Origin of the sequence: Geobacillus sp. C56-T3 (genome assembly GCF_000092445.1) — a bacterium.
GTDB lineage: Bacteria > Bacillota > Bacilli > Bacillales > Anoxybacillaceae > Geobacillus > Geobacillus thermoleovorans.
On sequence record NC_014206.1, the window covers coordinates 3002366 to 3015183 of the forward strand.

Consider the following 12818-nt stretch of genomic DNA (forward strand, 5'->3'; position numbering starts at 1 on the left):
TAGCTAAACTGAGTATATCGTTCAAGTCGGAATTTGAAAAAGGAGTTGTCTCAATATGCGCCAAGAGGCAAAAACATGGTCACTGTTCTCATTAACGTGGCCGATTTTTATTGAAACGTTGCTTTATATGGTCATGGGCAACGCTGATACACTTATGCTCAGCCAGTACTCGGATCATGCGGTCGCCGCCGTCGGGGTGGCGAACCAAATCATCGCGTTAACGATCGTGCTGTTCAACTTCGTTGCCTTGGCGACCGCCGTCCTTGTCGCCCAATATTTAGGTGCCCGGCGGGAACAAGAGGCCATTGAAGTGTCGCTCGTTTCCCTTGCTGCCAACTTGCTGTTTGGTCTGTTGGTAAGTGCCATTCTTGCCGCGTTTAGCCGGCCGATTTTGCGGCTGATGGGGCTGCCGGCTGAGCTGTTTGACGAGGGGAGCAGCTATTTGGCGATTGTCGGCGGGTTTTTGTTCATCCAAGCGCTGATGATGACGGTCGGCGCCATCTTAAAAAGCTACGGCTTTACACGTGATACGATGTATGTCACGATCGGCATGAATGTACTCAATGTCATCGGAAACTACTTCCTTATTTTCGGCTCATTTGCTCTTCCTCCTCTTGGGGCGGAAGGAGCTGCTATTTCAACAGCAGCCAGCCGGTTGGCCGGCTTTGTTGTGCTCGTTGCCTTATTGCGCAAACGAACAGGTATTGCACTCGCGCCGCGTGCCTTTTGCGCCCTGCCGTTTCGCCACTTTCGTTCGCTATTGAAAATCGGTGTGCCGTCAGCCGGCGAGCACCTTTCCTACAATACAGCGCAAATGGTGATCACCTATTTGATTACGTGGCTGGGCGCCGAGGCGCTAACGGTACGAGTGTATACGCAAAACATTATGATGTTCGTCTTTTTGTTCGGCATCGCCATCAGCCAAGGAACGCAAATTCTCGTCGGACACTTCGTCGGGGCCGGGCGATACGAGGAAGCCTACGCCCGCTGCTTGAAAAGTTTGTACAGCGCCATCGTCATCTCAGTGCTGCTGGCCGCAACCGCCTATTGGTTTGCCGAACCGTTGCTGTCGCTCTTTACCGATGACCGCTCAATGATTGTTCTTGGCCGCAAACTGTTGCTGTTAACGATCATCCTTGAACCGGGGCGCTCATTTAATTTAGTGATTATCAGCTCGCTTCGTGCCGCTGGCGATGTGCAATTCCCTGTCTATATGGGCATTTTGTCGATGTGGGGCGTCGGCGTGACCATTGCTTACGTATTTGGCATCGCCCTCGGATTTGGCCTCGTCGGCATTTGGCTGTCGTTCATCGCCGACGAATGGCTGCGCGGACTGTTGATGCTTTGGCGCTGGCGGTCGCGCGTCTGGATGAAAAAAACGATGGTGCCACAAGCAAAAATGGCGTAGCGCCGCCAAATCGAATAAGAGCTGCGCGTAGGCGCAGCTCTTATTCTTTAATGCGAATGCCGTAATGATCAAACCAAACGTGCACTTGGCCAAGGTAAGCGAGCAGCTGCGGACCGGTCATGAGCTGCCCAAACCACGGCACTTGGAACGACTTCCCTTCTGTTTCAATGAGCGCCAGCAATTTTTCCCGGTCGAAAAACTCGTGCAAAACCGAAGAGCGATCATGGAGCAACTGCTCAAGCCATTGCTTGACAAGTTTCGTATATAGAGGATGGTGCGTTTTCGGATATGGGCTTTTTTTCCGGTAGAGCACCTCTTCGGGAAGCAATCCCTCGAGCGCTTTTCGCAAAAGGCCTTTTTCTCGGCCGCCGTACATTTTCATATCCCACGGAATGTTCCAAACGTATTCGACAATGCGATGGTCAGCGAACGGCACACGCACTTCCAAGCTTGCTCCCATGCTCATCCGGTCTTTTCGGTCAAGCAGTGTCGTCATAAACCAAATCATATTTAAGTAAAACAGCTCACGCCGCTTCGCATCCTCGGCGCTTTCCCCCTCGAGACGCGGCACTTCAGCAAGCGTTTGTTCATAACGCATTTGCACATAGTCGTCAAGGCGAAGCTTTTGCCGCCATTCTTCCTTTAACAACCCGATGCGCGCCTCAATCGAGCGCATCCATGGGAATCCTTTCCGCGCCAAATCGTCCGGCCGATGAAACCATGGATAGCCGCCGAAAATTTCATCGGCGCACTCCCCTGATAAGCTGACGACAAACCGTTCGCGAATTTGTTTGCAAAACCAAAGAAGCGAAGAATCGACATCGGCCATGCCCGGAACGTCGCGGACGATGACGGCTTCATGCAAATGGCGGAACAGTTCTTCTTGCGTGATCACGCAGCGATGATGAACCGTTTGAAATTGGTTTGACACCTGTTCGATAAATGGCGCATCCGTGTTTGGTTGAAAATCGTTGGCTTTGAAATACTGGTCGTTTCCTTCATAATCGATCGAGTAGGTGTGCAGCGGCCCTTTTCCATCTGCCGCGAAGGCATTGGCGGCAATCCCTGTAATGGCGCTTGAATCGACTCCACCGGATAGAAATGTGCAGACCGGCACATCGGAAACGAGTTGGCGCGTGACCGCATCCGTCAATAGAAAGCGCAGCTTTTCGACCGTTTCCTCGAACGAATCGCGGTGGACGTCGCTTTCGACATTCCAATACCGCCAAATGCGAAGCCCGCTGCGAGAGAACGTGAGCGCATGTGCCGGGCGCAGCTCTCGAATGCCGTCAAACACGCCGTGCCCCGGTGTGCGCGACGGTCCGAGGCCGAACACTTCGGCGAGTCCTTCATAATTGACTTCTGCCTTTACATCGGGATGGGCCAAAATGGCTTTCACTTCCGAGCCGAACAGCAGCCCCCCGCCATCTTCTCGATAAAACAAAGGTTTTACTCCGAGCCGGTCGCGCGCTATAAATAACAGCTCGCGCTCCTCGTCCCAAACGGCGAAGGCAAAAATGCCGTTGAGCCAATCGACGCATTTCTCCTTCCATTCCATATATGCGGCAAGCAACACTTCTGTATCGGAATGACCATCAAATCGATAGCCTTGGCGCAACAGTTCCTTGCGAATGTCTTCCGTATTATACAGCTCGCCGTTATAGACGATCGTATAACGATGTCCGTTTTTTTGCCGGACCATCGGTTGTTTGCCGCCAGCCGGATCCACGACGACAAGCCGTTTATGGCCGAAGGCGACATGAGTGTCCAGCCACGTATTTGTATCATCCGGTCCACGTTTGGCGAGCGTCTCTGTCATGCTGTCAATGACCGTCCGCTCGCGGCGCAAATTGCGCCCGAAATGGACCCAGCCAGTAATGCCACACATACAAACCAATCCTTTCTTTTTATCAAAGATGGCAAGTTCTCACCCGTTTCCATCATTTCGTCCGTTCTTTTTCACGATCGTTTCCAGCGATCGCTCCTTTGATTCACGATGGTTCTCCACGTCGGCATGATTCCATTTTATGCACCCCCCGTCATTTCGATGAATTGTCCGACGTCGGTCGCCGCATGAATAAATCAGCAAAAAAATGGAAAAACAGAGGAGTACAAGGAGGATGAGAGACATTGAACATCGAGGAACGACTGCAATGCATTGTGGAACAGCCGCGGGCTTATGTGTATGGAACAGTGGAGTTCGTCAACGATGAATGGATCTTCTTCGACGAAGAAGAAGAGGAAGCCTCTTTAGTAGAAGAAATTGCCGAGCAAGGCATCGAATGGTTTCACTGTGGGCATTGGCTGTCCGGGCAATGGCAGGATCAGGGCGCGGTCGCCACGGATCTTGGCGTCTTTCCCCTCGAAAACGGAGATCGCATCCGTTTCCGCAAACGGCTGACTTATGCCTATCAACAATGGCTCGCCGCGCTTTCGGATTCAACCTTTTTCCAGTTTGTTCAATGGCTGAACAGCCTCGGATTTTCGCTGTATGACTGCTTATATTGCTACAACGGCCTATTGTTTGCCAAATCGTCTGGCGTGAATTTCATCATTTACGACAACACCGAACAAATTGGCAGCATCCACCATTATTACGAGCGCGGACGGGCGTCAAGCGACCGTTTTGAAATCACATTAAACAGCGGTGAGCGAGCCATTTGCGCCCAAATCGGCTGAATCGCCTGTTGATCCTCACGTCGTCGAAGTCCAACGGCGAGCTGTCAATGTTTTTTTACCGGCCATCCTTCCGCCCGAAGCGAAGCCTAGCAGCCGTTTTGCTTCAGGCGGAGTGCCGACGGACGACAGCTGTCAACCGACGCGGGCGGGGGATCACTTTTGCTTTTCCGTCACATACCGCATCACTTCTTCAGCGAGAAGCGGCGGACAAAACACGTATCCTTGCGCATACGTGCATTGCAAATCGCGAAGCCGGTTGAGCTGTTCCGGCGTTTCCACCCCTTCGGCGATCGTCTCAAGCCCCAACCCGTGTGCCATCGTAATCATCGCCTTGACAATGGCCTCATCGGAAGCGTTGGCATGCAATTGTTCAATAAAGGCACGGTCAATTTTCAATATTGTCGCTGGCAACCGCTTTAAATAATGGAACGAGGAATATCCGCTGCCGAAATCGTCGACGGCGATGCCGACGCCAAGCTTCCTCAACTCCTCCATTGTCCGCATCGTGCTGGACAGATAACGGAGCATCGAATGTTCGGTCAATTCGAGATGCAAACAGGACGGAGACAAGCGTGACTGCTTAAGCGCTTGTTTTACATTGTCTACAAACCGCTCGTGTTGAAACTGGACAGGGGAGACGTTGACAAAAATGGCAAGTCGGTTATTTCCCGTCATTTCCTGCCATTGTTTCGTCTGTCTGCAGGCGGTTTTCAGCACCCAGCGCCCAATCTCATGAATCAACCCAGTCTCTTCCGCCAAAGGGATGAATTCATCCGGCCGCACAAGCCCAAGCTTCGGATGGCGCCAGCGAATCAGCGCCTCCGTCGCCTTCACCACACCCGTATGTACGTCGACAATTGGTTGGTAGCAAAGAAATAATTCATTCTCTTCGATCGCCCTGCGCAAATGTCCGCCCATTTCCAATCGGTGCATTGCTTCTTCGTTCATTTGCGCGCAGTAGCGCTCCACCCGGTTGCCGCCGCCTTTTTTCGCCATATTGACCGCCATATCGGCGTGCCTAAGGAGCGCATGTTCGTCCTCTCCGTCATCTGGAAACATCGCTAGACCAACGCTTGCTGTAACGAAAAATTCCTTTCCGTCGTACACAATCGGCCGCGCCACTTCGCGCACGATGCGGAGCGCCGCTTCCGTCGCCGCCTGGGCCTCTGTTTTGAGCGGAAAAAGCAAGCAAAACTTGTCGCCATGAAATCGGCCAAGCTCCGCACTAGGCGGCAAGACGCGGCGAATGCGCTCGACAAGCTGGCGCAAAATGTCATCTCCGGCGTAATGGCCGACGCTGTCGTTAATCCATTTAAACCGGTCCAAATCGATCAAAGCAACCGCCATCTTTCGCTGCTTCTGCTTGGCTTTATCCAGCTGTTCGGAAAACAATTCCATCCACTTTGTCCGGTTGGGCAAGTTCGTATCGATGTCGTAATATGCTAAATAAGAGATTTTCTCTTCCGCCTTTTTTTGCTCGGTAATGTTGTGTCCGATTCCGTAAATGCCGACCTTTTTGCCATCCACAATGATGGGAATGTTTTTCATTTGAAACAAAAGCCGTTCTCCCGATTTCGCCGGAATTTCCAAGTTATACGTTTGGATATTCCCCTGCAGCGCTCGGTAAAAATAGCGAGTGACGCGGGGAATATCATTCGGATGAATATACTTGAGCGAATTCGTATACAAAATCTCTTCTTTCTTGTAACCGAGCACTTGCTCAAAAGCGGGGTTGACGCTTGTCAAACGGCCGTGCAAATCTGTGGAATAGACAATGTCCGTGTTATGCTCAAACAACGATTTGTAGCGTTGCTCCGACATTTGCAGGCGGACGTGCAGCCGCTCCATGTCGCGGGATGATGTTGACATGAGCTGCGCCAATGTCATCATCCCTTCTGGCGGCGATGACCACGGTGACAGTAGGCCGCTCTCCGCCGAGGCCGCTGTTTCCGCCAGCGAAATGGCCGCAAATGCGGCCGGCCGCACCGCCGTATACGCATCTTTCACCAACACCTCGACGGCCGGAAACAGCGCTGCCTGTCCAAACGCCGCAGCCACGCCGTCAAACAGCGGGCGCGTATACCCACCGAGCGCCGCACTGTAGTAAAGCAGCATTCCTTCTGCTGGTTGCTTGGCCGTTTGCATCGCCACATCACGCGCGCTCCAGTAAAGGGACGCGGCATGAATATAAGCAAATCGCACCTTTTCTCCGTTATGGACATGTCCCCTTACTGCAACCGAGCCATCCTGGTTGACAGCGACAATCGGCAGACAGACATCGCGTCCGTTCCGTTCGATAAGAAACGGAAATTCCACCCCAGAAAACGGAAGGCGTTCGACAAACTCTTTTCCTAAATACCGTTCCAAATAGCTCGACGCTTTTTGTCCGTTTAGCTCGTCAATCTGTTGATCGCGGCTTTTCGTGATGGAAAACGCCAAGCCAATCGGCTCCCATAAAAACGGTGCGGCACAGTGGCCGCGAAGCGCTGTTCCACTGAAAGAGACGGCGATTCCTCCGCGCTCAAGCCGACCGTCGGGCGAAAATAACACGCTGTCCTCGGGAAGCGCGCAGCCGATGATAACCATTCGTTCGTTTGCAAGCGGCAAATGGCGAAGCAAAGGCGGCAAAGCCGAGCGGTGATTCGTAAACAACAAAAGCAACGTCGTATCGTGACGAACGACCGCCTCCGCGATCAACGCCGCCAATCCATCCGGGCGGTCAAACTCATCAGCTGGCAGCGCCAACGACGAAACGGTTGAAGACGTCATCGACGCGACGCCAACAGCGAGATTCGCCTCCCCGGCCATTGGCAGCGGCCCTGCCATCCCAACCATATGGGCGTGCGGCCAACGACGGGCTAACGCGGCGGCCGCATGGCGCACTGCTTCCTCATCATTGCCCGCGATTTGGACAAACAACGGCTCATCCAAGGAAGAACTATGCTCCCTGAGCAAATGATCCAGCTCCTCGGCGCGGCGGCAGCAGAACCAACGCATAAACGATCATGCCCCCTCCGCTGACCAATAAGGTCAAAAAATTCAAAAAATGATATTTCTTTTACCATACCATATTTTCATCTTCAACAAAAGCGGCAACCAATAGAAGGCTGCCGCTTCGCTTTAGAATAAGTCAAAACCAAGTGGCAGCAGCAGGCCAAGGAACAGCGTCACCACAAGGGCAATGACCCATTGCGTCCATCTTGCCGCCGCGCTTTTTCCTTTTTTTACAGCTGCTAAAACCATTTCCATCGCTCCGATCACCCACAGCCCGGCAAGCGCTTTTAGCCAATAAAGCGCGGATATCGAAGCAATGCTATGCAGCAAAAGCCCCCCCGTCACGATCGTGAGAATGTAAAACAGCCGCAACACCATTTGCACGATCTTGGCTTTGCCCGCCCCTTGCCGCTCCATCGACACCGCAAGGAAAAACAAAACAATCGTGATGAGCCAGCTCGTAATATGGGCATGCGTCAACGTCCATCCCTCCAACCATTCCTTGTTCCTTCCCATCATAGCACGGCGGGCTTACGGTTGACAAACTTCACGAAAACGAAAGACGCCCTTTCTTTCAAAAGGACGCCTTTTGAGCATCAATGGGAGCTTCCTCACTTTCACCGTTTACTCTCCCACTTTGTTGCGCAACGTGCCGATGCCTTCCACCGTCACCTCAATGACATCACCCGTCTGCAAAAAGCGCGGCGGGTTCATCCCTTTGCCGACTCCAGCCGGCGTTCCTGTCGCAATGATGTCGCCCGGCTCAAGCGTAATGCCTTTTGAGATCGTCTCGATGATCGATTCAATGGAAAAAATCAATTGTTTCGTGTTCGCTTGCTGGCGCACTTCGCCGTTGACCCGTGTCTCGATGCGCAAATCGTTTGGATTTGGCACAAATTTGCTTGGCACGATCCATGGCCCCATCGGGCAAAATGTATCCAAGCTTTTGCCGAGAAAATATTGTTGGTGCCGCTCCTGCAAATCTCTTGCTGTCACATCGTTGATGATCGTGTATCCAAATACGTAATCAAGCGCGTCTTCGCGGCGGATCGCCCGCCCTTGTCTGCCGATGACCACCGCCAGCTCCCCTTCATAGTCCATTTCATCCGTGACATCGGCATGGCGCAAAATCGTTTCCTCATGACCGATGACCGTTGTCGGCGCTTTCGTGAAGACGATCAAATGCTCCGGCACATCGGCGCCGCCGAGCTCCAGCGCGTGATCAACATAGTTTTTGCCGATGCAAAAAATGTTTTTCGCCGGCCGTGGGATCGGGGCCAAAAGACGGACATCACTGAGGCGATAAACGTACTCCGGTGCCGGGTGGCGCAGCGCCCAGTCAACTACTTCTTGTGCTCGGGTGAAAAACGCCTCCCCTTGGGCAATCGCCTCAAGCATCGTCGTCGGCATCGTCTCCGTTCCATCCATCGTCCGTTCGGCGCGGCGCAAATGAACCGCCCGGTCGTCTCCTTGCGGCACGGCTCCAACAAACGTTTCTCCATCGAAAAGTGCGGTGATCAGTTTCATCGTGCCTCTCTCCCTTTCTTTGTTATGCAGCGGACGCTTCGTGAACTCTTCTCTTCCACCCGCCTTCGCCATTTTGGCGCGTTGAGGATGGTATTCGCCATCGAGGCGAAAAAGTCCTGCTTTTGTAGAATTTTGTCTAAATTAGGAAATTTATCACTTATTTTCCCGAATCGCTTCCTTTTTTCGTCGGGATATGTATAATAATGTTTAGTTTCCACTAGGGCGTCGATTGCGACTTTCGTCATGCAACAAACGTCTTGCATCGACGGGCATGCCTCAACCAACATTTCAAACGAATTGATGGTGAAGGAAATGGTTCTGTTGCAAATTGAAGAAAAACGACAACAAATGATCGAATTGGCGCTCACGTATGGGTTCACGGCCAAAGAGACGATCGAATGCAGCCAAGAGCTTGACCAATTGATCAATCAATATTTGCAGCAAACAAGGATGTTGGAATCGCCTTCCCCGTCCGTTCAGTAAGCGGGGGTTTTTATTGCCCCGGCCGGCGGCGAAACGGCGGCCGCGTTCCGTATGTTCCCCACCTCCACATCCACTCAATTGGGCCATAATGAAAACGCGCAAACCAAAAGCGGCTTATCCACACTTGAGTTGCATACAAGGCAAACGCAATCAACATCTCCTGCCATGCGCTTGTGCGTCCATACCACCCAAGCCCATAACCATAAAACAGCGACGTACAAACGAGCGATTGCGCGAGGTAATGGGTGAGCGACATTTTCCCGACGTCTTGCCACCACCGCCAAGCGCGCTGCCAACTTGGTTTCCGGCAGACAAACACGGCAGCCGCCGCGTAAAACACCGCCAAAGCGGCGCCTCCGAAGCTGTCTTGGATGTACATGGTCAAGTCGTTGGCCGCAGCCCAATACGGAATGGTTTTCAACGTTAAACCAAAACATAGCGCCCACCTCATCAGGCGGCGCAGCTTCGCAGGCGAGTGACGGTCGGCTTCAAGCCAACGTTGGTCGGCGGCATAGCCGCCAAGCAAACAAAACGGCAGCACGGTCAACACCGTAAGCAAAAGCCCTCCATCGCCGTTGATATACATCCAGTCGTTCCACCGCTGCCAAAACACGTCGGAAAACGTACCATTTCGATAGTTGTGAAGCGCTGCGGCCGCCGCTCTCTCATGACCTTCAACTGGTTTCATTCCTCCTATCCACATGCTTAAGGCCATTAGCAGCACCATAAGGCCGTGAAAAAGAAAAAAGACGGCAACAGCCGCCGTCCGCCACCAACGAGGCGGGGCGGCGAAAAAGAAAAGCATGATGAACCCGGCGAGGGCGTAGGGGATTAAAATATCGCCAAACCAAAGGCCAAACGCATGAGCAATGCCGATCCCAAGCAAAAGAAAGAAGCGGCGCAACAGAATCGGAATCGGCCGCTCCCCGCGGCTTTGGAGCCGGCGGAACATCATCACGGCGCCAAAGCCGAATAAAAAGGCAAACAGCGGATACGCGCTCGCTTCAAACAACACATCCACGACGGCAACGAAAACTCGGTCAAAATCACTGTCCTTGACGCCGTCGTCGTATAACGCCGGCGAGGAAACATAACGCATGTTGACAAGCAAAATGCCAAGCAAAGCGAATCCACGCAGCACATCGGCCGCGGCGATTCGCTCGGGCGATCTGATCATCGCTTTCTCCCTTCTTTCTACCGCCTAGCCGTCTGCGCAATCGGCGACGCTTTATCGCCTTGCCGGCACGCCCGCCGCCTTATCCATTTCATTCGACGCGCTCTCCTCTGCCCGTCTGAAGGCGCATGCCTGTATCATCAGTTGACATAGCGGCCCGATTTTCCAATTGCATCCCAATATTGGCGGCGCAAGTGTACTTTCTGAATTTTTCCGGAGGCTGTTTTCGGCAGCTCATCGACAAACGTAACGCCTGTAATGGCTTTGAAATGAGCCAGTTTTTCCCGAGAAAAGGCGATCAGCTCTTCCTCTGTCACATTGTGCCCTGGGCGGACGACGACAAACGCATGCGGCGTTTCTCCCCATTTTTCGTGCGGCGCGGCAATGACGGCTGCCTCAAGCACAGCAGGGTGTTCATAAAGCGCACCTTCGACTTCAATCGACGAAATATTTTCCCCTCCGCTAATAATAATATCCTTTTTCCGGTCAACGATATCAATATGCCCGTATTCATCGACGGTCGCCATATCGCCGGTATACAGCCAGCCGTCGCGGATCGTTGCGGCGGTTGCTTCTTCGTTTTTCCAATATCCTTTCATGACGCCATGGCTGCGGACGATCACCTCACCGATCGTCCGACCATTATGAGGCACTTCGTCGCCGTTTTCATCGACCACTTTCACTTCACAGCCGATCATCGGATAGCCGGCTTTTGCCTTGATCCGCTGCTTTTGCTCCACAGGCAGTCCGTCAAGCTGCGGACGAATGAGCGAAATCGTGCTGAGCGGAGATGATTCGGTCATGCCGTACACCTGGATAAACTCCCAGCCGAGCTTTTCCTCAACGCGTGCGACAAATGCCGGCGGCGGCGCAGAACCGGCGATGACGACCCGCACGCCTTCCGGGACATCTGGTTGATATTGCTCATAATATTGCAGCAATATATTGAGCACAGTCGGAGCCATATGCATAACCGTCACCTGATGTTCCTTGACAAGATCAAAAATGACTTTCGGATCGACTTTACGCAAACCGATTTGCGTTGCCCCGTTGGCGGTGTAATAAAACGGCGCCCCCCAACCGTTGACGTGGAACATCGGCAGCACGTGCAAATACGTATCGCGGTCGGACACACGCAAATGGTGCATCGTCACAAGCGCATGCAAATAGTTGTTCCGATGCGTCAGCATGACTCCTTTTGGGTTGCCTGTCGTCCCGCTTGTATATAGCAAGCTGCATATATCATTCTCATCGATCATCGGGCGCGGAACCGGCGCTGACGACTGGGCGGCGAGCCATTCATCGTAAACGGTTTCATCAATCGCCGCCTCTGTTTTATGGTGGACAATGATCTCCTCGACCGTTTCAAGCTTGTTTTTGACTGGTGCAATCAGCCCATACAGCTCCTGATCCACAAACAACACTTTCGTTTCGCTGTGATTCAAAATAAAAACGTAATCATCCGGTTTCAGCCGCGTATTCAGCGGCACCATCACCCCTCCCACTTCAAACACACCGTAAAACCCTTCGAGCATCTCGAGCGTGTTGGGCGCCAAGTACGCCACACGGTCGCCTTTGCGAACGCCAAGCCCCCGCAGCCCGTTGGCGAGTCTCGACACCCGTTCGCCAAGCTCACGATACGTCACCGTCCGCCCCAAACAAATCATGGCTGTCTTGTCCCCATAGAGAGCCACGGCGCGATCGAAAAAGTGATGGAGCACGAGCGGCGCATTCATTCTCCCATCCCCCTGTTTTATGTTTTAGAAAATTCACAATTGTATTATATAACAAAGATGGCATAAAGAAAAAGAGGGCCGTCCCAAAAGTCGTAAAATGACTTTTGAAGCCAGCCCTCTTTCTTGGCTAGTCCGCTCCATTGCGCCAAAAAAGAACCCAGTTTCTTCTTTTTTCCCAAAAACGAATGCTAGGCGAATCGTCTCGACAACCGCTAGTTATTTCCTTTCACCCCGGCGTCGGAGACGTCCGGATCGACCGTATTCGTGACGCTGCAAAACGTATTCGTTTGCAAGAAATCGCCAGTATTGCCGCCGCCGGCGCCTGAGTTTGACTTCGTGGTGCTTTTCGGAGCGATTTGCAGCACATCGCCCATGTTGACAGTGCCATTGCCGCTTACGTTCGTCACTTTGAGCCCACCAATGACGATTGCTGGCATCCCCTTTCCCCTTCCTTTCTGCCCGTTCCCTTTCTTTATCATACGCGGGAGCTGCTTTCCTCAATTGGACTCTCACCCCGCATTGAACCGTTTTTTCTCCGTTTTCATACAATAACGATAGCGACACGACGAAAAAGGAGGGGGCTCTTCATGCCTTCATTTATCAGCGGTCCAATTAAAATCACCCATGTCAGCGGCGACGGCACGGTGAATTTCGGCGACGTCTTGCAAATCACACCAAAGAGCACGTTGAAATCCAATACCGGCTCAGGCGGCGGCAACAACGGGGACTTCCTGCAGACGAATACGTTCGTCAGCTTTACCAACACCGGCGATCCGGATATGATAGACGCGAACAACGCCGCGAACAATTAGGGCGA

11 protein-coding genes are annotated in these 12818 nt (G+C 52.7%); 4 read left to right on the forward strand and 7 right to left on the reverse strand.

What is annotated here, in order from left to right:
* Positions 1 to 55 precede the first annotated feature (55 nt).
* Positions 56 to 1408: an MATE family efflux transporter gene (locus tag GC56T3_RS14800; protein ID WP_013146190.1), complete on the forward strand. Its 1353-nt coding sequence runs from the start codon at positions 56 to 58 to the stop codon at positions 1406 to 1408.
* Positions 1409 to 1448: 40 nt separating this feature from the next.
* On the opposite strand, the gene asnB is transcribed toward GC56T3_RS14800, so the two are convergent.
* The gene (gene asnB / locus GC56T3_RS14805) at positions 1449 to 3296 is read right to left on the reverse strand and encodes an asparagine synthase (glutamine-hydrolyzing) (protein WP_013146191.1); all 1848 of its coding nucleotides are present in this window, start codon (positions 3294 to 3296) and stop codon (positions 1449 to 1451) included.
* Positions 3297 to 3538: 242 nt separating this feature from the next.
* On the opposite strand from asnB, the gene GC56T3_RS14810 reads away from it, so the two are divergent.
* Entirely contained in the window at positions 3539 to 4087 is a 549-nt protein-coding gene (locus tag GC56T3_RS14810; protein ID WP_013146192.1) for a DUF2777 domain-containing protein, read from the forward strand.
* A 153-nt stretch (positions 4088 to 4240) separates the two neighbouring features.
* Here the strand turns inward: GC56T3_RS14810 and GC56T3_RS14815 are convergent, their stop codons facing one another.
* The 3 genes from GC56T3_RS14815 to GC56T3_RS14825 all read right to left on the reverse strand — a co-directional run bounded on the left by GC56T3_RS14815 (position 4241) and on the right by GC56T3_RS14825 (position 8608).
* A complete protein-coding gene (locus GC56T3_RS14815) occupies positions 4241 to 7084 on the reverse strand; it encodes an EAL domain-containing protein (protein ID WP_013146193.1) in 2844 nt (947 codons plus the stop codon).
* A 123-nt stretch (positions 7085 to 7207) separates the two neighbouring features.
* Positions 7208 to 7561: a YisL family protein gene (locus tag GC56T3_RS14820; protein ID WP_013146194.1), complete on the reverse strand. Its 354-nt coding sequence runs from the start codon at positions 7559 to 7561 to the stop codon at positions 7208 to 7210.
* A gap of 144 nt (positions 7562 to 7705) precedes the next feature.
* Complete coding sequence (locus tag GC56T3_RS14825; RefSeq protein ID WP_013146195.1) at positions 7706 to 8608, reverse strand: fumarylacetoacetate hydrolase family protein; 903 nt, start codon at positions 8606 to 8608, stop codon at positions 7706 to 7708.
* A gap of 300 nt (positions 8609 to 8908) precedes the next feature.
* Here GC56T3_RS14825 and GC56T3_RS14835 point away from each other — a divergent pair, with 300 nt between their 5' ends.
* Positions 8909 to 9091: an aspartyl-phosphate phosphatase Spo0E family protein gene (locus tag GC56T3_RS14835; protein ID WP_020278948.1), complete on the forward strand. Its 183-nt coding sequence runs from the start codon at positions 8909 to 8911 to the stop codon at positions 9089 to 9091.
* A gap of 10 nt (positions 9092 to 9101) precedes the next feature.
* Here GC56T3_RS14835 and GC56T3_RS14840 read toward each other — a convergent pair whose 3' ends face one another.
* From GC56T3_RS14840 to GC56T3_RS14850, 3 genes are all read right to left on the reverse strand, one after another.
* A complete protein-coding gene (locus GC56T3_RS14840; RefSeq protein WP_013146197.1) occupies positions 9102 to 10268 on the reverse strand; it encodes a DUF418 domain-containing protein in 1167 nt (388 codons plus the stop codon).
* 137 nt (positions 10269 to 10405) lie between these two features.
* Entirely contained in the window at positions 10406 to 12001 is a 1596-nt protein-coding gene (locus GC56T3_RS14845; RefSeq protein ID WP_013146198.1) for a fatty acid--CoA ligase, read from the reverse strand.
* Between the two features lie 212 nt (positions 12002 to 12213).
* Positions 12214 to 12438: a spore germination protein gene (locus GC56T3_RS14850; protein ID WP_013146199.1), complete on the reverse strand. Its 225-nt coding sequence runs from the start codon at positions 12436 to 12438 to the stop codon at positions 12214 to 12216.
* A gap of 150 nt (positions 12439 to 12588) precedes the next feature.
* Here GC56T3_RS14850 and GC56T3_RS14855 point away from each other — a divergent pair, with 150 nt between their 5' ends.
* Positions 12589 to 12813, forward strand: a complete 225-nt coding sequence (locus GC56T3_RS14855; RefSeq protein WP_013146200.1) for a spore germination protein — start codon at positions 12589 to 12591, stop codon at positions 12811 to 12813.
* The last annotated feature ends 5 nt before the right edge of the window (positions 12814 to 12818 follow it).

What these genes read in the sequence shown, in the direction of transcription:
- GC56T3_RS14800 (WP_013146190.1), top strand. Translation starts at nt 56, where the DNA reads ATGCGCCAAGAGGCAAAAACATGGTCACTGTTCTCATTAACGTGGCCG.
- asnB (WP_013146191.1), bottom strand. Translation starts at nt 3,296, where the DNA reads ATGTGTGGCATTACTGGCTGGGTCCATTTCGGGCGCAATTTGCGCCGC.
- GC56T3_RS14815 (WP_013146193.1), bottom strand. Translation starts at nt 7,084, where the DNA reads ATGCGTTGGTTCTGCTGCCGCCGCGCCGAGGAGCTGGATCATTTGCTC.
- GC56T3_RS14825 (WP_013146195.1), bottom strand. Translation starts at nt 8,608, where the DNA reads ATGAAACTGATCACCGCACTTTTCGATGGAGAAACGTTTGTTGGAGCC.
- GC56T3_RS14835 (WP_020278948.1), top strand. Translation starts at nt 8,909, where the DNA reads ATGGTGAAGGAAATGGTTCTGTTGCAAATTGAAGAAAAACGACAACAA.
- GC56T3_RS14840 (WP_013146197.1), bottom strand. Translation starts at nt 10,268, where the DNA reads ATGATCAGATCGCCCGAGCGAATCGCCGCGGCCGATGTGCTGCGTGGA.
- GC56T3_RS14845 (WP_013146198.1), bottom strand. Translation starts at nt 12,001, where the DNA reads ATGAATGCGCCGCTCGTGCTCCATCACTTTTTCGATCGCGCCGTGGCT.
- GC56T3_RS14850 (WP_013146199.1), bottom strand. Translation starts at nt 12,438, where the DNA reads ATGCCAGCAATCGTCATTGGTGGGCTCAAAGTGACGAACGTAAGCGGC.
- GC56T3_RS14855 (WP_013146200.1), top strand. Translation starts at nt 12,589, where the DNA reads ATGCCTTCATTTATCAGCGGTCCAATTAAAATCACCCATGTCAGCGGC.